General features: G+C 41.2%; 18 protein-coding genes. 2 read left to right on the top strand and 16 right to left on the bottom strand.

Annotated elements, in window-relative coordinates; all coding sequences use genetic code 11:
- Nucleotides 1-8: 8 nt before the first annotated feature.
- The 12 genes from MTCD1_RS00535 to mraZ form a co-directional block, all read right to left on the bottom strand.
- On the bottom strand, nt 9-974 hold the full coding sequence (locus MTCD1_RS00535) for a D-alanine--D-alanine ligase (RefSeq protein WP_088568890.1): 966 nt from the start codon (nt 972-974) through the stop codon (nt 9-11).
- Nucleotides 974-2,389 (bottom strand): UDP-N-acetylmuramate--L-alanine ligase, encoded by a 1,416-nt coding sequence (gene murC, locus MTCD1_RS00530; RefSeq protein ID WP_057182708.1) that lies wholly within the window; start codon nt 2,387-2,389, stop codon nt 974-976. The genes MTCD1_RS00535 and murC overlap by 1 nt, the downstream gene beginning before the upstream one ends.
- A 98-nt stretch (nt 2,390-2,487) precedes the next feature.
- Nucleotides 2,488-3,663, bottom strand: a complete 1,176-nt coding sequence (gene murG, locus MTCD1_RS00525; protein WP_057182495.1) for an undecaprenyldiphospho-muramoylpentapeptide beta-N-acetylglucosaminyltransferase — start codon at nt 3,661-3,663, stop codon at nt 2,488-2,490.
- A complete protein-coding gene (ftsW, locus tag MTCD1_RS00520; RefSeq protein WP_057182497.1) occupies nt 3,653-4,975 on the bottom strand; it encodes a cell division protein FtsW in 1,323 nt (440 codons plus the stop codon). Before ftsW ends, murG begins: the two co-directional genes overlap by 11 nt.
- Nucleotides 4,966-6,381 (bottom strand): UDP-N-acetylmuramoyl-L-alanine--D-glutamate ligase, encoded by a 1,416-nt coding sequence (gene murD, locus MTCD1_RS00515; RefSeq protein WP_057182499.1) that lies wholly within the window; start codon nt 6,379-6,381, stop codon nt 4,966-4,968. Before murD ends, ftsW begins: the two co-directional genes overlap by 10 nt.
- 66 nt (nt 6,382-6,447) lie before the next feature.
- Nucleotides 6,448-7,530, bottom strand: a complete 1,083-nt coding sequence (gene mraY / locus MTCD1_RS00510; protein ID WP_057182501.1) for a phospho-N-acetylmuramoyl-pentapeptide-transferase — start codon at nt 7,528-7,530, stop codon at nt 6,448-6,450.
- Complete coding sequence (locus tag MTCD1_RS00505) at nt 7,530-9,104, bottom strand: UDP-N-acetylmuramoyl-tripeptide--D-alanyl-D-alanine ligase (protein WP_057182503.1); 1,575 nt, start codon at nt 9,102-9,104, stop codon at nt 7,530-7,532. Before MTCD1_RS00505 ends, mraY begins: the two co-directional genes overlap by 1 nt.
- The gene (locus MTCD1_RS00500) at nt 9,101-10,708 is read right to left on the bottom strand and encodes a UDP-N-acetylmuramoyl-L-alanyl-D-glutamate--2,6-diaminopimelate ligase (RefSeq protein WP_057182505.1); all 1,608 of its coding nucleotides are present in this window, start codon (nt 10,706-10,708) and stop codon (nt 9,101-9,103) included. The genes MTCD1_RS00505 and MTCD1_RS00500 overlap by 4 nt, the downstream gene beginning before the upstream one ends.
- Nucleotides 10,701-12,476, bottom strand: coding sequence for a peptidoglycan D,D-transpeptidase FtsI family protein (locus MTCD1_RS00495; protein WP_057182507.1), 1,776 nt, complete (start codon nt 12,474-12,476; stop codon nt 10,701-10,703). Before MTCD1_RS00495 ends, MTCD1_RS00500 begins: the two co-directional genes overlap by 8 nt.
- A gap of 98 nt (nt 12,477-12,574) precedes the next feature.
- Nucleotides 12,575-12,883: a cell division protein FtsL gene (gene ftsL, locus MTCD1_RS00490; protein ID WP_057182508.1), complete on the bottom strand. Its 309-nt coding sequence runs from the start codon at nt 12,881-12,883 to the stop codon at nt 12,575-12,577.
- A gap of 2 nt (nt 12,884-12,885) precedes the next feature.
- Complete coding sequence (gene rsmH / locus MTCD1_RS00485; protein WP_057182509.1) at nt 12,886-13,836, bottom strand: 16S rRNA (cytosine(1402)-N(4))-methyltransferase RsmH; 951 nt, start codon at nt 13,834-13,836, stop codon at nt 12,886-12,888.
- 60 nt (nt 13,837-13,896) lie between these two features.
- Nucleotides 13,897-14,355, bottom strand: a complete 459-nt coding sequence (gene mraZ / locus MTCD1_RS00480) for a division/cell wall cluster transcriptional repressor MraZ (protein ID WP_057182510.1) — start codon at nt 14,353-14,355, stop codon at nt 13,897-13,899.
- 200 nt (nt 14,356-14,555) lie between these two features.
- Between mraZ and MTCD1_RS00475 the strand changes: the two genes are divergently transcribed.
- Nucleotides 14,556-14,738 carry a hypothetical protein gene (locus tag MTCD1_RS00475; protein ID WP_057182512.1) on the top strand — a complete coding sequence of 61 codons (183 nt, stop codon included), beginning with the start codon at nt 14,556-14,558 and terminating at the stop codon, nt 14,736-14,738.
- 166 nt (nt 14,739-14,904) lie between these two features.
- Here MTCD1_RS00475 and MTCD1_RS00470 read toward each other — a convergent pair whose 3' ends face one another.
- Nucleotides 14,905-16,740 carry an acyl-CoA dehydrogenase C-terminal domain-containing protein gene (locus MTCD1_RS00470; RefSeq protein ID WP_057182514.1) on the bottom strand — a complete coding sequence of 612 codons (1,836 nt, stop codon included), beginning with the start codon at nt 16,738-16,740 and terminating at the stop codon, nt 14,905-14,907.
- Between the two features lie 377 nt (nt 16,741-17,117).
- Between MTCD1_RS00470 and MTCD1_RS00465 the strand changes: the two genes are divergently transcribed.
- Nucleotides 17,118-18,146 (top strand): hypothetical protein, encoded by a 1,029-nt coding sequence (locus MTCD1_RS00465; protein WP_231733082.1) that lies wholly within the window; start codon nt 17,118-17,120, stop codon nt 18,144-18,146.
- 30 nt (nt 18,147-18,176) lie between these two features.
- Here the strand turns inward: MTCD1_RS00465 and MTCD1_RS00460 are convergent, their stop codons facing one another.
- The 3 genes from MTCD1_RS00460 to MTCD1_RS00450 form a co-directional block, all read right to left on the bottom strand.
- On the bottom strand, nt 18,177-19,106 hold the full coding sequence (locus MTCD1_RS00460) for a Dyp-type peroxidase (protein WP_057182515.1): 930 nt from the start codon (nt 19,104-19,106) through the stop codon (nt 18,177-18,179).
- Nucleotides 19,107-19,201: 95 nt separating this feature from the next.
- Nucleotides 19,202-20,122, bottom strand: coding sequence for a hypothetical protein (locus MTCD1_RS00455; RefSeq protein WP_057182517.1), 921 nt, complete (start codon nt 20,120-20,122; stop codon nt 19,202-19,204).
- 7 nt (nt 20,123-20,129) lie between these two features.
- On the bottom strand, nt 20,130-23,039 hold the full coding sequence (locus MTCD1_RS00450; protein WP_231733083.1) for a tetratricopeptide repeat-containing hybrid sensor histidine kinase/response regulator: 2,910 nt from the start codon (nt 23,037-23,039) through the stop codon (nt 20,130-20,132).
- Nucleotides 23,040-23,386: the final 347 nt, after the last annotated feature.

The raw sequence follows: 23,386 nt of genomic DNA, 5'->3' as shown, positions 1-23,386 counted from the left end.
TAGCCGCCTTACTCCTTGACACTCAGCCGTAATATTTGTGTCACCAGCTCACTAAAATTCAAGCCAAATACCTTGGCGGCTTTGGGCACTAGTGATGTTTCCGTCATTCCTGGCACCGTATTCACTTCTAATATCTGCCATTCGCCCTTATTATTACGCATGATATCAACCCGTCCCCAGCCACGCGCGCCTGTGGCATTAAAGGCTTTAACAGACAAGGTTTTCAATTCATTTTCATCACGTTCACTTAAATCACATGGACAATGATATTGTGTACTTGTCGACTGATATTTTGCTTCATAATCATAAAATTCATGTGGTGTTTCCATATGAATCACCGGCAAGGCCTGATCACCTAAAATAGCAACGGTATATTCAGGGCCATCAATCCAGGCTTCAAGCAATACCTGCTGGTCAAAACCAAAAGCCTCAATCAAGGCATTATGCAGTTGCTCAACAGTTTGTGCCTGTGCCATGCCAATACTGGAGCCCTCATTGGCGGGTTTTACCATGACTCTCCCCCCTAAATCAGCAAGAATATTTGCTAATGATAATTGGGCAAAGTCGGCTTTATTAACAACAGCAAAGGCTGCCGTTGGTAAGCCACAGGCTTTAAAAATCTGTTTACTACGTACCTTATCCATAGAAAGTGAAGAGCCTAAAACATTTGAGCCAGTATAGGGAATGCCCAAATACTCCAGCGCACCTTGCACACAACCATCTTCACCACCCCGACCATGCAGGGCAATAAAAACACGCTTTACTTTTTTACTCAACAAGTCAGTCAAGGGCACAAATTTGGTATCGATTAACACCACATCAAAACCTGCTTGCTCAAGACCTTTGGCAATGGCTTGCCCTGAATTAAGTGAAACTTCTCGCTCCGCTGAATTACCACCATAAAGCACAGCAATTTTTTCTTGCTTTAGCTGTGCCAATGAATCGGCTATTGAAGATTGCCAAGCACTAACCATTACTGAGCACCTTTAGCAGCTGAGTTAACATGCAACAAACTATGCTCGGCTAAGTTCTTAGCAACAGCGCCGATACTGCCGGCGCCTTGGGTGATCACCATATCGTTATCTTGTAATTGCGTAACTAACAGCTCGGCTAATTTATCGACATCACTGACATAAATAGGCTCCACTTGACCGCGTTGTCTAATAGACCTTGCTAAACTTTTACTGTCTGCCGACGCAATTGGCTTTTCTCCCGCCGCATAAACATCGAGTAAAAACAGGCAGTCGACCTCTGAAAGGACTTCGACAAAGTCTTCATATAAATCGCGCGTACGAGAATATCTATGGGGTTGAAAAATCATCACTAAACGTCTACCTGGCCAACCTTGGCGTATAGCCAATATAGTGGCTTTTACTTCACTCGGATGATGGCCATAATCATCAACAAACAACATATTGCCTGCCTCTGTAGTAAAACTAGGCAGCTGCTCAAAACGTCGACCAATGCCGGCAAATTCAGCCAATGCTTGGCATATATCTTCATCACTTACACCTTCGTCTTTGGCCACGGCGACACTAGCCAAAGCATTTAGAACATTATGTTGACCCGGTAAGTTTACGCTCATAGCTAGCGGTGCTTGCCCTGCTACTTCTACGGTAAAATGACTAACGGCACCCTCTTGTTGGTAATTTACCGCTCTAACATCGGCATCTGCAGAAAAACCATAGGTGATCACTTGACGGCTAATTCGTGGTAATAATTCACGCACTACCGGATTATCTATACAAACAACCGCTAGACCATAAAATGGCAAGTTATGTAAAAACTCTATGTAAGTGTCTTTGAGCTTTTCAAAATCCCCGCCGTAAGTTTCCATATGGTCGGCATCGATATTAGTGATGACGGAAACCATAGGTTGTAAGTGTAAAAATGAGGCATCACTTTCATCTGCTTCAGCAATCAAATAACGGCTACTACCTAAGCGGGCATTGGTACCGGCACTGTTGAGTAAACCACCGATAACAAACGTCGGGTCTAATTTACCTTGGGCAAAAATACTGGCAATTAAACTGGTTGTCGTTGTTTTACCATGGGTACCAGCAATCGCAATACCATGACGAAAGCGCATTAACTCAGCTAACATTTCTGCTCGTCTAACCACAGGAATACGTAATTTTTTTGCGGCGATAATTTCTGGGTTATCACTACTTATCGCGGTAGAAACGACAATAACACTCGCTTGGTTAACGTTATCGGCTTGATGACCGATAACAATTTTTGCACCTAGGCCGATGAGGCGTTGCACCACTTGGTTCTCACCAATGTCAGAGCCCGATATTTGATAACCTTCATTAAGCAAAACTTCGGCAATCCCGCCCATACCGGCGCCACCTATACCGACAAAGTGGATACGTTTAACTCGACGCATTTCAGGCACGCGAGCTGAGTACAAGTTGCTACCTTTACTTGAATTAGTTGTTACGTGAGTACTTTTACTTGCGCGAGTACTTGAGTTAGTTTGCTTTATCATATTTTCTCTTCGTTATTGCTGAGTGCTGCGCCATTTGTTTGGCTAAGCTGTTGGCACAATTTTGCTACTTTTATACTTGCGTCACTGTTTGCTGCGGAAAATGCAGCTTTAGCCATGGTTATCAAGGTTTCAGGTTGCTCAAATAGCTCGCTAATTAACGCGGTGATACTGCCTTCATTCAACTCTATTTGTGGCAGCAATTTTGCTGCCTCGCGTTTAACCAGATAAAGGGCATTTTTTGTTTGGTGATCATCGACCGCGTGCGGTAGCGGTATAAAAATAGCGGGTGTTGCCGCCATGGCTAATTCTGACACGGTTAATGCGCCCGCACGACAAATAACAATATCAGCCCACTGATAGGCTGTTGCCATATCCTTGATAAATTCAGTAACTTCTACCTTATCCGCTGCTAGACCTAGCTTTGCATAAGACACCTTGACTTTTTCTTGTTTATTGGCACCCGTTTGGTGCCAAATTGAGAAGTTTTCATCCCCTCGCGCTAAACGAGCAAAACTGCTGGGCATCACTTCATTTAACACTTGCGCGCCAAGACTGCCACCAACCACTAATATATTTTTACTCGCTTTTTTCTGCTTAGTTTCATTAGCTGCTTGTTGCTTAGCTAACGCTGCTTGCTGGCCAATGGCAACACGCAAAGGATTACCAACCACCTCGGCAGCAACCCCGGGGGCAAAAGCATGAGGAAAAGCGCAGCATACTTTATTGGCAATGCGCGCTAATAATCGATTACTTAAGCCCGCGGCCGCATTTTGTTCATGGACAATTAAGGGTATTTTACTTAACCATGCTGCTAAGCCACCAGGGGCACTCGCATAACCGCCCATTCCTAGCACCACATCGGGTTTAACTGCTTTAAGCACTCGTCGAGCTTGGCACAGTGATTGCATTAATTTAAAGGGTATGACTAACATTGCTAACAAGCCTTTACCTCGTAAGCCACTAATGTTAATGAAAGAAATATCATAACCATGCTCAGGAACGATATTAGCTTCCATTCGGTCAGCGGTGCCCAACCAATGAATATGCCAACCTTGCGCCTGAAGTTCATCCGCGACAGCAAGACCTGGGAATATATGACCACCCGTGCCACCCGCCATCACCAGTAAAGTTTTTGTTTTACCCTTGTCTTCTTGGCCATTATTAATCACCATTAGCTAACACCACTTTTTTTTCGTTGGGCTTAGTAACTTTCTTAGCACTTCTTTTTGAGCTGGTTGCTTGCATACTTTGCAAGCGAATTTCGTGGTCGATACGTATTAAAATCACTAACGCTAGGGTCATCACTATCATCGAGCTACCACCATAACTAATCAGTGGCATGGTTAAGCCCTTAGTGGGTACAATACCAGCACTTGCACCAATATTTACCGCGGCCTGAAAGCACATCCAAATACCTATCGAGTACGCTAAAAAACCTTCAAAATACTTTTCTTTTGCCAGTGCACAACGCCCTAGAATAAGCGCTTTGTAAACTAAGGTCATACTCAGCAGCAGCACCACACTGATACCAACAAAGCCAAATTCTTCGGCTAAAACCGCCATAACAAAGTCAGTATGTGCTTCGGGCAAATACTCTAATTTTTGAATGCTATTACCTAAACCCTGTCCTAAAACCTCACCTCGACCGTAAGCCATTAATGACTGTGTTAACTGGTAACCACTACCAAACGGGTCTTGCCATGGGTCTAAAAAGCTGGTTACTCGTCGCCATCGGTAGGGTTCAAAGTAAGCAAGCATACCTAACAATGTGGCGCCAACCGTAGCCATAGCGATAAATTGCCATAACTTAGCACCCGCTAAAAACAACAGGCCGAAAGTGGTGACGAACATAACAATAACTGTGCCTAAATCCGGTTGTAATAATAATAAGGCGGCCATAACAGCAAAAACAATTAACGGCTTAATAAAGCCTTTTAAGTTTTCCATTACTTGCTCACGGCGACGTACTAGATAGGCGGACAAATAACAAAAGAAGAATAGTTTCGCTGGCTCTGCTGCTTGTACCGTAATAGGACCTAGTACGATCCATCGGGTAGAGCCGTTTACTGTCCGACCAATAAGCAATACTGTCACTAACAGTACAATGGCAAAACCTAATAAGTAACTGCTGTTTTTATGCCACCAAGACATAGGAATTTGTAAAGCTACCCCAGCCATGGCAAGACTTAAACCAATATAAATACCGTGACGTATAACAAAATGAAATGGATTATTAAATAGACGTTCCGCTACCGGTATTGAGGAAGAGGCCACCATGACTAGGCCAACCATATACATGATCAGTCCCAAGACAATAAAGCTGCGATCAAACGTGCGGCTACCATATTCATCTGCATCGGTCATCCGGCGGTTAATCCATGCAGGTAATGACGGCACTGGTACTTTCGACATGGCCTTGCTTATTGTCTGAGTGGTTGCTAATGACATTGTTTTTGCTAAGGTCATGGTTTTTTCTAACGACATGAGACCTCCTGCGCATGTACTGCCGCAATAAATTGCTCACCTCGGTCCAGGTAATTTTTGAACATATCAATACTGGCACAAGCGGGTGAAAGTAGCACCATATCACCTGGTTTCGCTAGTTTTTTAGCTTGTTGTACCGCAGCCAACAGGGTCTCAACAACAATGGCATCACTGACTAAGTCCGCAATTTTATCGCCATCTTTGCCTAAAGTGATCAACTGACTGACTTCAGCCTTGAAGATAGTTTTAAGGGTGGAGAAATCAGCGCCTTTGCCGTCACCGCCAGCAATAAGTATTAATTTATTGTTATCAGCCAGCGTCGGCGCCAAGCCAGTGATCGCGGCTAGGGTAGCCCCTACATTGGTGGCTTTCGAATCATTAATCCATTGAATACCATCGTCACTGACAACACGTTGACAACGATGAGCTAAGCCGATAAATCCCGACAGTTGTTTAACCATGGCAGATAAAGACCAACCAGCGCTATAACCAAGCGCCAAAGCCGCCATATAATTTAAGGCATTATGCCTACCGGCTAGGGGTAATAGCTGGCTCGAAATTAATGCTTGCTCACCAAACATCAACATCTGCTGGTGATCAATTACAGCCAGACCAAACTGGCCTTGCTCTGGCTTACTTAAACCAAATGAAATGATTTTTTGCCCGGCCACTAAAGTGTTAGTCGCTTGATCGTCCCTATTAACCACGGCAATTTTAGCTTGTCGGTATATACCTTGTTTAATGGCCTGATAATTAGCTAAGGTTTTATGGCGATCTAAATGATCGTCGGTCAAATTTAGCACACTAGCGGCAATGGCTTGCATGCTAGTGAGTGTTTCTAGTTGAAAGCTGGACAGTTCGACAATGACAATATCTGGCTGATTAGTAGACCAGCTCTCGCTGGCTTGCTCAGGTTGCAGTAAATCGAGTATTGGTTCACCTATGTTACCCGCCAATGCCGCATTAATGCTAAGGCTTTGCGCTAGGTAAGCCAGCAGTGACACTACGGTAGACTTGCCATTAGAGCCCGTTACGGCCAAGATTTTCATGGGGGTAGTGCGGCTATTATTGACTAGACAAAATAATTCAATATCACCCATAACTTGGCAATGTGATGAAATAAGTGCCGTAATACCCTCGCCAGCTAAATCAATACCAGGGCTAGTGATAATGATATCGGCATGGGCAATTAGGCTTTGCTGCCATTGACCGAAAATAAATTTAGCCTGGGGAAAGTCCTGCTGGTATTGAGCTTGTTGCTCAGCATTAGCAAAAGGCATAATGCGTGAATCATTAACAGCAAATGACAAACCTTGCCCATGCAAAAAGCGTAGGCATGACAAACCCGTCATTCCAGCACCAAGCACAACAATATTTTTATCTTTAAACGCTGTTAACCAAGTCATAATTTATGTTGATTTACCTTATTATACTTATCGCTATTTATTTAATGCTATTTGCTTAATCTAGTGTTATCGCAACTTCAAGGTCGCTAAACCTATCAGTACTAATACCAATGAAATAATCCAAAAACGTACAATGACTCGCGGCTCAGGCCAGCCTTTTAATTCATAGTGGTGATGAATGGGCGCCATACGGAAAATACGTTGACCACGCAATTTATATGAACCAACTTGTAAAATAACCGAGATGGTCTCCATAACAAAAACACCACCCATAATAAATAACACCAACTCTTGGCGCACCAGCACGGCAATAACACCAAGTCCAGCACCTAAAGCAAGTGAGCCAACATCGCCCATAAAGAGTTGCGCTGGGTAGGTGTTAAACCACAAAAAGCCTAATCCCGCGCCAACAATAGCGGTACAAACCACCACCAGCTCACTGGTTAAAGCAATATGGGGAAGATTAAGGTAGCTGGCAAAGTTAACATTACCCGTGACATAGGCAAACAAAGCAAAAGCGCCGGCAACCATAATAGTTGGCACTATGGCTAAACCATCAAGACCATCAGTTAAATTAACGGCATTTGAAGTACCAACAATAACAAAATAGGTCATTACCACATAAAAAATACCTAGCTGAGGTAATAGCTCTTTCATAAAGGGTATTAACAATGCAGTTTCATTTGGGCCCTGAGCAATATAATATAAAAAAAGTGCTGTGCTTAAACCGATAACGCTTTGCCAAAAATATTTCCAGCGAGCAATCAGGCCATTAGCATCTTTACGAATGACTTTTCGGTAATCATCAACAAAACCAATGGCGCCAAAACTCACCACGACAAATAGCACCACCCAGACATAAATATTGCTTAAATCGGCCCACAGTAAAACACTGATCACAATGGAGGCGAGTATTAATAAACCGCCCATCGTTGGTGTACCAGATTTAGATAAATGACTTGCTGGGCCATCCTCTCTTATCGTTTGACCAATTTGCATCTTTTGCAAATAACGAATAAGTTTTGGGCCAAAATATAAGGATATAAACAGCGAGGTTAGCGTGCTGATAATGGCGCGAAAGGTTAAATAAGAAAAAACATTAAACCCGGAATAATATGGAGTCAAAAACTCACCTAACCACAATAACATTAAGCTTTACCTTCTTTACATTGATTTTTACTAGCATTCATATTTTCACTAGCGTTATTTTCTTTACTAACATTCATTGCTTGATTAGGACTTTCTTGACTATTCATTTGTTCAAACCAGTGAGTGATTTCTGTTACTACATGCTCCATATGAGCACTACGGGAGCCTTTAACTAAAATGGCAATATCTTGCTGACCAGCCGATAATTGCTGATTTAGCATGGTAAGCAAATGAGCCATCAACTCAGCTCTCTGGCTAAAATGTTGACTTTGTTCACTTTGATCATTGTCCTTGGCAAAGGCATCACTTGCACTTTGACTTAGCACACCTAAGGACAATAAAGTATTTAACTGTAAACTTTTAGCAAACTCGCCCAGCTCTTGGTGATAACTACGCGCGTCAGTACCCAGCTCAGCCATATCACCTAAGATAAGTATTTTTTTACCTGGGTAACTTGATAATAACTGAGCGGCAGCTTTAGCCGACTCTAGATTAGCGTTATAGCTATCATCAATGAGTTTGATGTGACAAGCGGTTTTTTTATCATGCAATTGATATAAATTTAGTCGCCCTTTAACTGGCTGCATTTTCGCTAAACCTAAACAGATATCGTCAAGGCTGGCGCCAAATTCTAAGGCAATACAAGCCGCAGCAACCGCATTACAAACATTATGTTTACCCGGTACGGTTAAGTGAATTTCACAACTACCCTGCGTTGTTTTTAACGTAAAAGTAGCGTAGCCATTTTCATCTAAGTTGACATTTTCGCTATAACAATGGGCCTTACCTTCAGGTGAAGAATTAATACATGAAAAAGTACGTACTGCTTTACCTTCTAAGCGCCATTGCCATTTATCGCTGTATTGACTGTCTTGGTTATATAAGGCAACGCCATGTTCACCAAGACCTGAGAATATTTCACCTTTAGCACGAGCAACACCACATAAGTCGCCAAAACCTTCTAAGTGCGCGGCTGCAATATTATTAATCACGGCAACATCAGGTTGGGTTAACGCTGTGGTATAGGCAATTTCACCGAGATGATTAGCGCCCATTTCAATAACCGCAAAATCGTGGCTGCTATCCAAACGCAGTAAAGTTAACGGCACGCCAATATCGTTATTAAAGTTACCTTGAGTTGCCAGCACTTTTCCTAGACGCGACAATATAGCGGCGACCATTTCTTTGACCGTGGTTTTACCACTACTACCCGTGATAGCAACAGTTTTAGGCGCAAGCTCTTTTTTAACATAAGCGGCAATTTCACCTAAAGCAATCCGGGTATCACTAACCACCAATTGTGCGGTATCAATCACCTCACTCAAGTGATGATCGACAATAAGTAACTGACAACCTTGTTCGATCACTTGTTGTGCAAAGCGATGACCATCAAAATTAGGGCCTTTAAGGGCAAGAAAAGCGCAGATCTTGGCTGAGTTTTTATCGATTGCGCGGCTATCGGTCACTAAATCATCAATAACCAAATCATCGATACTGAGCGAGGTATTATTTGCTGCTACAATGAGTTGGCCAGCAGTAATCTCTGCTAACGTTGGCAATGAAATAACAATCATATCTTTGCCTTATTAGGCAATGTGGCCAAGCCAGCGTGCTGTTGATAAAAATTTGCTACCACTAAACGCTCGTTATAGGCTAATTTTTCCGTGCCTATGATCACGCCATGTTCATCATATTTGGCGACAATGACATAATCTTCATGACCTTTACCTGCCAATAAGACCATATCGCCAGCTTGGGCTGTTTTCAGTGTAGTCAATACGGCTTGCTCTCTTGCTAAAATAATGGTTATTGTATCGGCATCCGGATGGGTAAAACCGGCGATAATATCGTTGGCTATCAACTGAGCATCTTCACTGCGCGGATTATCATTAGTAACAACAACACAGTCGGCATATTTTTCTGCGGCTTGTGCCATCAAGGGTCTCTTACCTTTATCTCTATCGCCGCCACAGCCAAACACCACATAAAGTTTTCCTGAGCAATGTTGACGACAGGCTTGTAGTGCTTTTTCTAACGCATCGGGTGTATGGGCATAATCGACCACGGCGGTCGCTAAGTTATTAGCACTCGTGACTTCCATTCGACCAGCAATAGCACTGACCTGTCTAACTAAATCAGGGAGTTCGCTTAATGGCGTACCTTGAATAAGTAAGACGCAGATTGCCGCCAGTAGATTATCAATATTAAAATCGCCCAATAATGGACTGCTAATAACAACACGGCCTAAATGACTTGTGAGGGTAAAAGAGACGCCATGACTATGATGTTTAATATACTTAGCGGTGACAAAATGCTGATTACATTCTATGTTATCAGCACGACCATAAAGCCAAAGCACTTGTTGCTCTGGCCAATTTTTCAGCCAGTTCTTTGCTTGTTCATCATCAAAATTCACCACGGCAACTTGACGATTATCACCGGTAAAAATCTGTTTTTTAGCTGCACCATAACTAGCCATAGAGTCATGATAATCAAGATGGTCACGACTCAAGTTGGTAAACACAGCAATATCAAACAAATCGGCTTGTACACGTTGTTGTGATAAAGCATGGGAAGAGACTTCCATGGCGACATGACTAAACTTGCCATGGACAGAGTGCTCATCAATAAAACGGTTGAATAATTGATGTAATTGACAAGCGCCAGGGGTAGTATTTTCTATCGGTGCTAGTTTATCAATACTACCCGCACCATTAGTACCAATAACAGCGCAAGGTTTATTGGCGTGAGTAAACAGCTGAGCTAATAACTGACTGGTGGTCGTTTTACCGTTGGTGCCGGTAATGCCCACTATGGTCATATGCTTTTGTGGCGCTTGATAATAATGTTTAGTTAAGGTAAATAAATGCTGGTTAAGTTGATAAAAATTAACGATAACGACACCGTTGCCGTTTGAGGAAATAACGAGTTCACCGTGTTCAGCTGCACTGTCACACTCACGAATAACTAACTTAACGCCTTGCTTAAGCGCTTGCTCAATATATTGGCGACCATCTTGCTGGTGGCCAATAATGGCGCAGAAAATATCACCGGTAACAAGCAATCGACTATCGTTATGCAGGTCGCCGACAAAACCATCTAAAGCAAGAGTGTTTGTTAGAGTAATGCCAAATTGCGCTAAAGATGCGATGATATTTTGTGTGGCAGGTTTAGGCATGATGCTCTCCTGCCGTTATTGCTTTCTCAGCGTCTGTGGTCTCAGTTGACTGATTAACCGCATGTATATTTTGCGCATCAGGGGCAATATTTAACACCCGTAGCGCACCTTTCATTACCCGAGAGAATACTGGCGCGGCTATATCGCCGCCATGATATAAATCACCACCCGGTTCATTAATGACCACCACCACCACTATTTCAGGGTTTGATATTGGCGCCATACCGGCAAAAAAAGCAACATATTCGTTACCATAACCACCTGCAACCGCTTTGATTGAGGTACCGGTTTTGCCACCAACACGATAGCCATCCACTTTTGCTTTTGGTACATGTGCATCAACCACAGCTTCGAGCATATGGGTAATAGCAATACTGTTCTCTTCGGAAAAAATTCTTTCTTGGTCTTCAGGCGCTATATTTTGCTCATCAATTTTAATAATCGACAATTTACGTTTAATGCCGCCATTGGCAAGGGCCATATAAAACCGTGTTAATTGTGCTGGGGTAATGGCTAAACCCGCGCCCCAAGAAAGTGTTGCTAACTCGAACTTAGACCAACGGCTTCTATCATGCATCATACCGGCACTCTCACCCACTAAGTTAGTACCGGTATCTTCGGCAAAACCAGCATCGAAAAACTTAGTTAACAAATAATCTTTGGGTACTGATAGTGCTAACTTAGTTGTGCCTACATTGGAGGAATATACCAAAATATCTTCAATAGAAAGTTTACCTCGGTTAACGGGATCACTAACTCGCCTGCCACCTAAACGTATCCATCCTGGACTGGTATTAATAATAGTATTAACATTTACCGAGCCAAACTCCAATGCGGCCAATATGGTTAACGGTTTCATCGTTGAACCTGGCTCATAGACATCGGTAATCGCCCGATTCCTAAACCGGTGAATAGCGGTATTACGCCGGTTATTTGGATTATATGATGGGCTATTGGCCATCGCCAATATTTCGCCGGTATGAACATTAGCGACCACGATAGAGCCCGAGGCTGCTTTAAACGCTTGTACCGCACCTTTTAATTCTTTATAAGCTATGGTTTGAATACGTTGGTCAATACTTAAGGTAATATTTTTCGCTTGTTTTGCTTCTAACACAGAAATAATTTCAATTTTTCGGCCTTTAGCATCTTTTCTAAAACGCTTGGCGCCACCGGTACCGGTAAGTAAGTCATCATACATACGTTCTATGCCTTCAATGCCTTTATCATCAACATCAGTAAAGCCAATGAGATGAGCGCTAATTTCCCCTGTTGGATAAAAACGCTTCGACTCTTTACGTAAATGAATACCCGGAATTTTTAATTCTTTGATGTAATTTGCCACGGCGGGGGAAATTTTTCGTGCTAAATAAATAAAACGTTTGCGAGGCCTTTTTAGCACACGATCGGTAAGTTTATTGATATCTTGATCAAGCACATCAGCTAAGGCTTGCCAATGTTTAGTCATGGCTAAGGCCTTATTATCCATGATTACTTTAGGATCTGCCCAGACTGTTTCCACGGGTACACTAATTGCCAACTCGGTACCATTTCGATCAACAATCAAACCGCGTTGTACCGTGTTAGCGGTAACACGTAATGAACGCAAGTCACCTTGCTTTTTTAGCATATCCGGTTCAATTATTTGAATATAGGCTGTGCGAGCCATCAAACTAAGATAAATCAGCGCAACAACAGCCAGCACTAAATAGTAACGCCAAGCAGCGGTATTTAATGGCTTATTGTTTTTGGCTGATTTTTTATTCACACCGTTCTCATTTATATTATTGTTTTACTACTGTCTGGCAAAGGCATATTGACTTTGAACAAGTTGTTTCTCATAAGTTCTCGCTATTAGCCCTTGCCCTACTGCAAGCTAACAATCACTTCCGAGTCCCTATCGGGGCGTTTCATACCTAATAATTTTTTAGCTTTACTCTCTATCGCGCTGTGTTCTGCTAAACTACTTTGCTCTATTAATAAATTACGCCACTCAATATCCAATTCATATTTGAGTGTTAACAACACTTCAAGGTCACTGGTAGTTTGTCGATTAATATGACTGTAATAAATCACCGCAAATGCTGACATCACCACAAATATCAACAAAATATAAGTAACGCTAAAGCGGACAATATCTTGCCAAATATCAAAGACTAAGGCACGAGCTGCCATAACTAATCAATATTTCTAGCTAAACGCTCAGCAACACGCAATACCGAACTTCTCGAACGTACATTTTGCTCAACTTCCGCTTTACTGGGTTTTAATTTCCGCCCAATTAACAAGAATTTTTTACTCTTATTTAATTCAACTTCACTGATAGGCAGGCCTCGCGGCACTTTTCTACCTTGAGAGTGTTTTCTCATAAACTGCTTCACTAAACGGTCTTCTAGTGAATGAAAGCTAATAACAACAAGGCGCCCGCCTTCTGCTAACACATCAAGTGAAGCGGCTAGGGCTTTTTCTATTTGCTCTAGTTCACTATTGATATACATGCGAATGGCCTGAAAGCTACGCGTTGCTGGGTGCTTCTTGATTTCTCGTTGTGGTGCTGTGGTTTTGATCAACTTGGCTAATTGGCTAGTTCGGGTTAACGGTGTCTCTTCTCGGCTATCAACAATCGCATTGGCAATTCGCCAAGCATGTTTTTCTTCACCAAAGGTTCTTAACACCCACGTAATATCCTCAACATCGGCAACCGCTAGCCATTCTGCTGCGGTTTGACCCTTGCTGGTATCCATACGCATATCAAGGGGACCATCTCTCATAAAGCTAAAACCCCGTTCAGCTTCATCTAACTGAGGGGAAGAAACACCTAGATCAAGTAAAATGCCATCAACCTTGCCCATTAAATTATGCTTTTCCGCAATTTCAGCTAAGGCGGCAAAACCTTGATGCTCAATTAAAAAACGTGAATCATCTTTGAATTTGTCAGCGGCAGCAATGGCCGAAGGGTCACGATCAATAGCAATTAAGCGACCATGACTAGATAACTTAGAAAGAATTAAGGATGAGTGACCGCCGCGACCAAAAGTACAGTCGATAAAGCAACCATCACCGGTAATAGCTAAGCCTTCAATGGCTTCATTGAGCAATACTGAGATATGAGTGGTGTCTAATTCCATGTTATTATTTTTATAACCCTTGTTAACGCATTTATTTTTATAAAGTAATTTCAATAAAGACTAAAGTGATAAGTCGAGCAAACGTTCAGTCAATTCAATTTCACCTGTTTGTATTTTACTAATACCCTGTTGCATTAGTGTTTGCCATGCGCTGTCATGCCAAATTTCAAATTTATTCAATTGGCCGACAAGCATGATATTTTTATCTAAATTGGCATGTTGTCTTAATGGCCCATTGATAAGTAAACGACCATTTTTATCCATTTCACAATCACTGGCATTACCCAAAATTATTTGTTTGAATAACCGTTCTTGTCGGTTGGTGCTAGACAAGCTAGCCAAAGATAATTCTATTTCTTCCCACTCAGCTAAGGGATAAAGTAATAAACAAGCTTGCTGAATATCAACAGTACAGACCATTTTCCCTTGGCAATCAGCAAATAGCTCATCACGATACTTGGTCGGTATCGTGATCCTATTTTTGCTATCAAGGGTAATTGCGCTGCTGCCTCTAAACATATCTGTTGTTGCTTCGCCGTTTTCGGTTAATTAATAAACAAGTGAGTAAGGGTGAAACTTCAAGTTCCACATTTCCCCACTTTTTTCCACAATGATACAGTTTAGTGAAAAAAGTAAGGAGCTGTCAAGTAAGGAAAATGAAAAATACTGACAAGATACTGGCTATAACATCAGTAAAATTAAGGCTTACGGGGAAGTGAATGAATTTGTGTACTTTTGTGCTATACGATGTAAAAAAAACAGTAAAAAAAGCAGTAAAAAACATTTTTTTATCACTTTATGGTGAAATATCACCAGCAATTGTCAGAAAAGTGCTCGCTGAGGGTTTGTTTTTCCCAGAAAAGAATATTATCAATATAGCTATAAACGCAATAAAGCAGTAATTGCCAAAAAATCATCAGCAAAAAACTATCATATTATCAACCATGATAGTTTTTTGCTTTAGCAAGGAGTGCCATTGTGCATGCACAATGGCACTGCACATAAAGATAAAAATTGCTTGTTGACTAACTTTGCTTATGCCGAGTTGCAGTGAGTTACTTTATTAGGCTAAAAAAGCTCATCATCGATAGCAAATAAAGTATGACAACCTGACTTGATGGTCGCCAGTAACGATAATCGGCGCGGTAATAAACGGGCAAAATAATATCGTGCGGTATGCAACTTACTCTGATAAAAATTAACGCCGTACTCACTTTGCTCATCATTAGCATTTTCCAGCTGAGCAAGGTGTTGTAATGATACTTGCGCCATCTTAGCCCAAATAAAGGCCATGGCAGTATAGCCAAAGACATGTAAGTAATCATTGGCTGCGGCGCCAATTTCATTTAAATCATCAGCAGATTTCGTTAATAGTAATGCCGATATATCTTGTAAATCAGCCAAGGCACTTGCTAAGGGGTCAACAAACTCAGTCATGGCTTGGTTACCTTGCTGAGACTCAATGTAGTCACTGACTTCTTTAGTAAACACGTTAATCAAGTCGCCTTTACTGCCAATGACTTTACGCATCAACAAATCCATGGCCTGAATACCATTGGTGCCTTCATAAATTTGTGCAATACGGGCATCACGCACTAATTTCTCTTGTCCCCACTCACGAATATAACCATGCCCTCCCAACACTTGTTGGCCGGCAACAGCAGATTCAAAACCTAAGTCAGTGAAAAAAGCTTTTGCCAAAGGTGTCATTAAGCTCGATAACTGTTCACCTTTTTTCTGCAGCTCTCCGCTGGCAAACGTTGCGTAATCAAGTTGCATGGCAATATAGCAACTTAATGCCCGCGAGCCTTCATTAAAGGCTTTCATAGAGAGCAACATACGGCGCACATCACCATGAACCATGATAGAGTCCGGCTGAGCTGATTTCTTTGACGATTTAGTTAGTGATTTACCTTGGCGTCTGTCTTTAGCATATTCAAGGGCATTTTGATAAGAGCGTTCACCCGCTGACAGCCCTTGTATACCAACACCGATACGTTCAAAGTTCATCATGGTAAACATACAAGCCAAGCCTTTATTTAACTCACCAATCAAGAACCCTTGCGCACCATCAAAATTCATTACACAAGTAGATGAGGCATGAATACCCATTTTTTCTTCAATAGAGCCACAACTAACCTTATTTCGCTCGGCTAAACATTCATTGTCATCGACATTGAATTTTGGTACCAGAAAGAGGGATATACCTTTAGGACCATCGGGTGCGTCAGGTAATTTAGCCAAAACTAGGTGAATGATATTTTCGGTGAGATCATGCTCACCACCGGTAATAAATATTTTACTACCGCTAATGTGATAACTACCGTCTGCTTGTGGCAACGCTTTGGTTTGGATAATGCCCAGATCTGAGCCCGCATGTGCTTCAGTTAAACACATTGACGCCGACCATTGGCCACTATAGAGTTTAGTTAGATAACGTTGCTTTAATGCTTCACTACCGTGTTTGGCTAATGACAAAGCAGCGCCAGCGGTAAGTATTGGGTATAAGGCAAACGATATATCCGTGCTACAGAGCATCTCCTCCATAAAAGCACTGACAATTTTTGGCATACCCATGCCGCCATAATTAATATCACCGCCAAGGGCGCACCAACCACCTTTGGCGAAAGTATCAAAAGCCTCTTTATAGCCAGGTGCCGTTTTAACTTGGCCACCGACACCATCTTCATTAAGGGTAAAAATAACACCTATTTCATCACCTTGACGGGCAATAGGATCTATTTCTTGTTCAGCAATCTTTGCACATTCTTGTAATATTGCTATCGCCGTTTCTTTATCAACTTGGTCTTTGAGCTGGGATGATTGTTGCCACATTTTATCGGCATTAAACACTTGATATAACAAAAAATTCATATCAGTTAATGGCGCTTTATATTCAGCCATGTAAACCTCCTCTTTAGAAAATAGATTACCGTGTGGCAAACACACGATTAAAACACTCGTTTGAATATAATATAAATCATAGCAATGTAAAGCGCTACTTTATTTTAAAAACTACCAAGATTATGCTGTTATTTTCTTGGCAGAACGTTATCAGCCGCTTACTATTACCTTTAAAACTAAGTTAAGCTGTTATTTAGGGTTTATACTCAGCTAATCCTTAGCCAAATTGCTAAGCCTGAGTTAATTTAAAGCTTAGGCGATAAACAAATGAATGCCGATATTAACAAACGACAGTATTAACAAACGACAGTGTTAACAACCGTAATAACATTTATGTTATCAGCAGTACTATCACCAGAGTAAAGAGTAAAAATAACGTGACTTTTAATTTATCCTACGCATTTTTTAACAAGTATCAGCGCCTACTAATCATTGCTGCTTTGCTGCCCTTACTTATGGTTAAGGGCCAAGCTCAGCAACTGAGCTTTAATAAAACTCAGGTAGAGCAAGGTTATCGTTTTCATTACCAATGGCTTGACCACAGTAAAATCAAACAAGAAATCAGTTTTACCTTAACATCAGCAGGGTTATTTGAGCGCTTTAGAAACTTTAAAAACTATCAAAATAGTTATGCGCAAAAAACAATTCTTCGCCGTATTAAGAAACATATGCAGAAAAACCCTATTGCAGGGGTGCAAATACATTATCGGCAACAGCAGAATAATTTTATTATTGAAGCCAGAGGCTTAGATAAAAATAACGTAAGCAAAGCCTATCAAGAATTAGCGCGAGTAGAGGCTAAAATAACCCGAGAGTACTTAAAGGAAACGTATTACCAAGCCTTTAGCAATCATGAACAACTCAGTGGCATTAAGGTAGACCATGTCAGTATGGCTAATGATTCGGTCGCAGATTTAAAGGCTTTAAAGCCGATAATTTTAGAGCAGGTCTCTATTGAAAATATTCGTAAAGCAACTAACTATGTCTTGGGTTTTGTGCAAAGTATTCCTTACGATACCTTAGAATCTAGACTCACCTCTTCAGGTGCAGGTTTTAACCCGCCATTACAGTTACTGTGGCAGAATCAAGGGGATTGTGACAGTAAGATGACGCTAACCGCAGCCTTACTTAGAGCGTTGATGCCTAGAATTGAAATGGTATTAATCTATATTGATGGTCATGCCTTTATTGGTATCAATATTCCCGCAGAAGCGGGGGAAGTCACTATTGAATATGAGCAGATAATTTACCTGTTAGCAGAGCCGACCGGTCCGGCATTATTACCTTTGGGGCAACTAGCGCCAGAGTCAGAGCTGGCGATTAATCAAGGACACTATATAGCCGAAAATTATCATGAAGTGATAGCTAAACAACCAGCAGTACCCATAAGTGAACAAGACAAATAAAGGGCCGGTCCGGTTAATTAAATATTGCTATTAGTCAATATCGGCCACATGAGCAAGAAAATTTAAACTAGGGGCAAAAAAGGCGCTACCCGTTTCAGCTTGGGTATATTTAAGTAAATGATCGACATTACCATGGCCATCGCCATGGATCATACTATGAAGCATAAGTTCAAAAGGCTTGGGTGACTGACAATAGGAAACAAAAAATAGCCCTTTACGCTTCATGTCACCATAAGGCATACTTTGCCTAACAATTTCAATACTATTGCCTTGTTCATCTTTAAGGCTAGTACGTTTGGTGTGGGCTGTTAGCGCCTTATCAGCACTATCATATTCAACGTTGTCGAGCTTAGTTCGACCATAAACATCTTCTTGCTCATGCTCAGCAAGCGAGTCCCACAGTGTTAAGTTATGCTGATAACGCTGGGTATGTAAATAGCTACCACCAGCAAAACGACTATCATCTTGCTCTTTCACCAGAGCCACTTCACGGCGGTGTAATCCTTGTGGGTTCTCAGTACCATCAACAAAACCGGTTAAGTCTCTGCCATCTAAAAATCTAAACGCTTGTACTTGCTCTATTAGCTCAACACTATCACCCAATAGCTGACAGACCTTAGTACTGACAATATGATTAACATCAGCGCGATCACTACGGATCTCTACGTAAAGATCATAACTATTGGTTGGTGCAACTCGATCACCACTATGCATTACGGGAAAGGCGGTTAATAAAGCGGGACGTGCACGGGGATAAAATTCATCCCAATAGGCTTCACCTATGGCGATAACACCAATAAGATTTGCCTCAGAAAACTGCTCGGCATAATTTTCAAATAACTTAGGTAAACGTGAGATTGCCGCACGAATAAAGGCATTTTTATTATCTAGAACATTAAATAATAAATAATTTCCGTGCAAGTTTGGTTCAGCGCAAATACCAAATTGTTCTCTAGCCATGTTCCATTCCTGTTAACGTCTTTTATATTGCAAGCTTATAATGCCAGTATTGTACACAATAAAGTTTCCCTTACCATGCTGTCGATGGGAAAAGCTTAGTTCACCTTCCATAAACCTTTGTCATCAATACACATTAGTTCTTTGAGGGTTTCTTTTTCACTGGCAAAGTAATTATTAAAAGTGACCTTAACACATTGCCGTTTATTACGAATCGTCATTTTTCCTTTCATAATGGTACCGCGGTTACCGCTCTTCACATTTTGCCAAACCGACTTACTTTGCTTGCTATCATTAAGTAAAACAACAACTTTTTCTTGCATCAGGGCAACGTCTTGGGCGGTTAAATACTTAGCTGAGCGAGAGTTCACATCAACAATACCCGCGAGACCGGCAATCACCTCAAAAGGCAAAGTAATAACACCCTTGAAAAAACCTGACACTAAACCACTACTGGCTTCCTTGCCGATAGTTTTAGCGTCAACAATAGTATTTTCAATGCGGGACAAGTACTGGGGTATATAGTCTCTGGAGAGCTCAACTTCTGCCAGGTAGCGAGTGGAATGAGGTCGCCAACGGGCTACTTCCGCAGTGGTATTATTGGTGGTGTTAACAACATCATCAACACGTTTAAGTATGGCGGGCATAGAGGCTTGTAATTTTGCTACTTGTTGCTCGATACTCGCCAGTTGGCTTAGCAATGCGGGTAACTGTCTGGAATAATACTCACTTTCCACTATCACTTGCTGCACCACAGGCAGTGAGGCTGCCACTTGCGATAAAATTTCAGGGGTTTGCTGCGCGACCAACTCTCTGACTTTAGCCACTTCTACTCGAACTAAAGCAACTTCAGTGACTATGTCATCAATTTTTGGGCTGAGCAAATCAACTGTGTGCGTGGTTTTTTCAATGACACTGACAATAGCGGGTAGCTGTACAGTAAACTTGTATAGCGACCAGGCGAAAAAGGCAATGGCTACAGCCAACAAGGCTTGCGAATAAGAAAATTTCTTCGTCATAATAATATTACTGCTGCTCAATCAAATAAATTTCATCAACTAGACAATGGGTCAAGTCACTAATTAACAACTGATCTGGTTTATCTGCCACTAATTCTCTCTTAATTATAAGCTCTAATTCTTGTGCTGCTTGGTTAAGCTCAGCAAAGCCAAACATTTGTGCCGCGCCAGCTAAACGATGAGCAAGATAAGCCAGTTTTTCTATCTCATCATTATCACTATAACGTTGCAACTCACGCTTATCGTTATTAAGATTGCATTTAAATTCAACGATTAAATCACTCAAGTCAACCTGAGAGAGACTTTGTTCGGCTTTATTAATCACTTCACTGGCCGTTAAACCCTGCCCTGGTGACTGACCTTGCGAGTCAGTGGTGAAATACTTAGCTAGGGTAGCAATAAAATTCTTTCTTTCAATGGGCTTCTTTAAGTGCCCAGTAAAACCGACTGCCAAGTATTGGCTCACTTCATGGCTCATAGCATTCGCCGTTAAGGCATAGATAGGCTGATGGCAACCTAAAGCACGCAGCGTTTTATAAGCCTCAACACCGTCCATTTCAGGCATTTGAATATCTAACAGTATCAACTTGGGCTGATGTTCAAGGCAAAGTTGTACCGCTTCTTTACCATTGCTGGCGACAATAACGTCTAAACCTAAACTGGTCAATAATCGGGTAATCAAGCGACGGTTATCATCATGGTCTTCAGCCAAAAGTATTTTACCGCTAAAACTCAGGTCAGCAATTTCCACTGGCGGTACATCATCAATGGCATTACTCGTGTCATTAATATGTTGACAAGGTAGGGTCAGGCAAAACTGGCTGCCCTTACCTAAAGTACTGGTCACCGCGATATTGCCAGCCATTAATTTTGCTAGCTGATTTGATAAAGAAAGTCCAAGTCCAGAGCCGCCAAAGCGTCGGCTAATACTATTATCGGCTTGAGTAAATATTTCAAAAATTTGGGCTAAATGATCCTTACTCAAGCCTATGCCGGTATCTGAGACAGTAAAAGTCAATTGCTCATGTTGCCATGTGATAGTGAGTATTACCTGACCTTTTTGGGTAAATTTAATCGCATTAGCACATAAATTTAGCAATATTTGCTTTAAGCGTAAACTATCGACTTGAATAATAAAGGGTAACGATAATTGATGTTCAATGGTGAATTTCAAGTTCTTTTGCTGAGCTTGATCGGTAAAAGTATCGGCTAAATCTTGAATTAATTCAGCTATATTCAGTGGTTGTATTTCTAATTCAAACTTATTGGCTTCAATCCGACTCAAATCCAAAATATCATTAATTAACTCTAATAAATGTAAACTATTGCCATGGATAACTGCTATATCTTCTTGGATCTTATCTTTATCAGTATCAGTATCTCCATAAATAATGGCTTCAGCATGGCCAACAATAGCGGTAAGTGGTGTACGTATTTCATGACTCATATTAGCCAGAAATTGACTTTTAACTTGGTTAGCTTGGGCTAATTCATCGGTTAAATCTTCAAGTTCACGAGTCCGCTGTTTAACACGAAATTCTAATTCTTGCGTTAAGCGTTTTTCCAGATAGCGTCGATAGATAAAAAACACCACCACTAGAATGAGCACTAAGGCTAAAATGATAAGATTACGTTGCTGCTTTATTTTAGCGGATTGTAAATTCTGCAATTTTCTCCGCTGCTCCAAATCAACAATCTTTTGATTCAGCTGCACTGACTCAAATTCCGCCAACTTATCATTAAGTAAACTATTAGATGCTTGCAGATACCTATTTTGATATTTTTTTTGTTGGACAAGGGCCTGAGAAAACTTTTGTTGGCTGGCATTAATTAAGGCAGAGATGGCTAAATTTTCAGTTAGTAGTACTTGGTAATCTATTTTTTTACCAACCGCAATGGAACGCTCAATATATTGCGCAGCCAGCCTTACCTCGCCAGAATAAAAGGCAGCTTTAGCTAGGCTTTGCAAACTACCGGCATAGGCTTTTTGGTGACCTACTGCTTTGCTAACAGCTAATGCCTGCTTGCCATAAAACATCGCTTGCTCAATATCAAAAGTATCGTTATAGATTTCTGACATATTATGTAGTTGTGAAGCAATATCATGTTTATAGCCGTGCTGCTGAAAGTATTCTAATGCGGCTAAAATATTTTCTTTGCCAAGCTCAAACTGGCCAGAATCTTTATAGGCAACACCTAAACCGGCTCTCGCCGTGGCAACACCATGGCCATCTTTAAATTGCTGACGCTTCTTTATGATAACTTTTAGCATATCTATGGCACTGTCAAAACGTTTTAAGCTGATATGTAAAACAGCAATATTATACCTAACATCAACTTTATCAGTTTCATTGCCATAACGGGCATATAAGGGTCCAGCCAGTTGATAATTGACCAAGGCTAAATTGGGCTGCCCTAATGAGGTATAAACGAGGGCAATATTATTTAACAAATTTGCCCGTTCAATGGCATAGGTATTAACGTCACTGCCTTGATTATCATCATAATAAGCTAATGATGTTTGATAAGCCTTTAATGCGGGTTTTAACTCCCCCTTATAATACAATAGTATGCCAAGCATTTTATTTGCTTGTGCTGCTAAGCTGGGTAATTTTTCCTGAATGGCAATTTCTTTTGCCTGCTGTACCACGACAATACCTTGATTATATTGATGCAGGGTAAAAAAAACTTTACCTTGTTGCTGTAATATAGCGACTTTGTCGGCCGCATTAATAGCAGGAGATTTAATCAATTGCGATAGCTCCAGCAAAGCTTGGTTTTTATCGACTTGCAAGTTGATTTCTTGAAGGTTTTTTTGTAACTGGCTATGCTGTGCCCAAACTGTATTAAGACTGCCTAAATTTGCTAAGGTGAAGATAAAAAAGAGCAGTATTATTTGTTTTAGTCGTTCCATCATGGGGCTATTTAGCGCTCATTTTTTGCTATTATCGGCTGCCGAATTCTATAAGCAGTATTAAAGAGCAGTATTAAAGAGCAGTATTTATAGCATTAATCGCCATTAAAAAACATCCTATCGATAAACCGCCTGTAATACTGACAATGTCGCCGCCTAGAAAAAAGCCATAATTAAAATTAATCATCTTGATAGCGGGCAATATTTACCCCCATAATATTTATTCTTCACCAGTATGGCCTTTCACTTTACCCGGCAACTGACATGTTGACTTAGATAAGCAATTACCGACAACAACGCCATTAACACCCTAATTAATATGACTTTTTTAATTTAAGGGCAGTTCAATA

The organism is Colwellia marinimaniae (assembly GCF_002207865.1).
GTDB lineage: Bacteria > Pseudomonadota > Gammaproteobacteria > Enterobacterales > Alteromonadaceae > Colwellia > Colwellia marinimaniae.
This window is presented reverse-complemented; position numbering and strand designations above follow the sequence as displayed.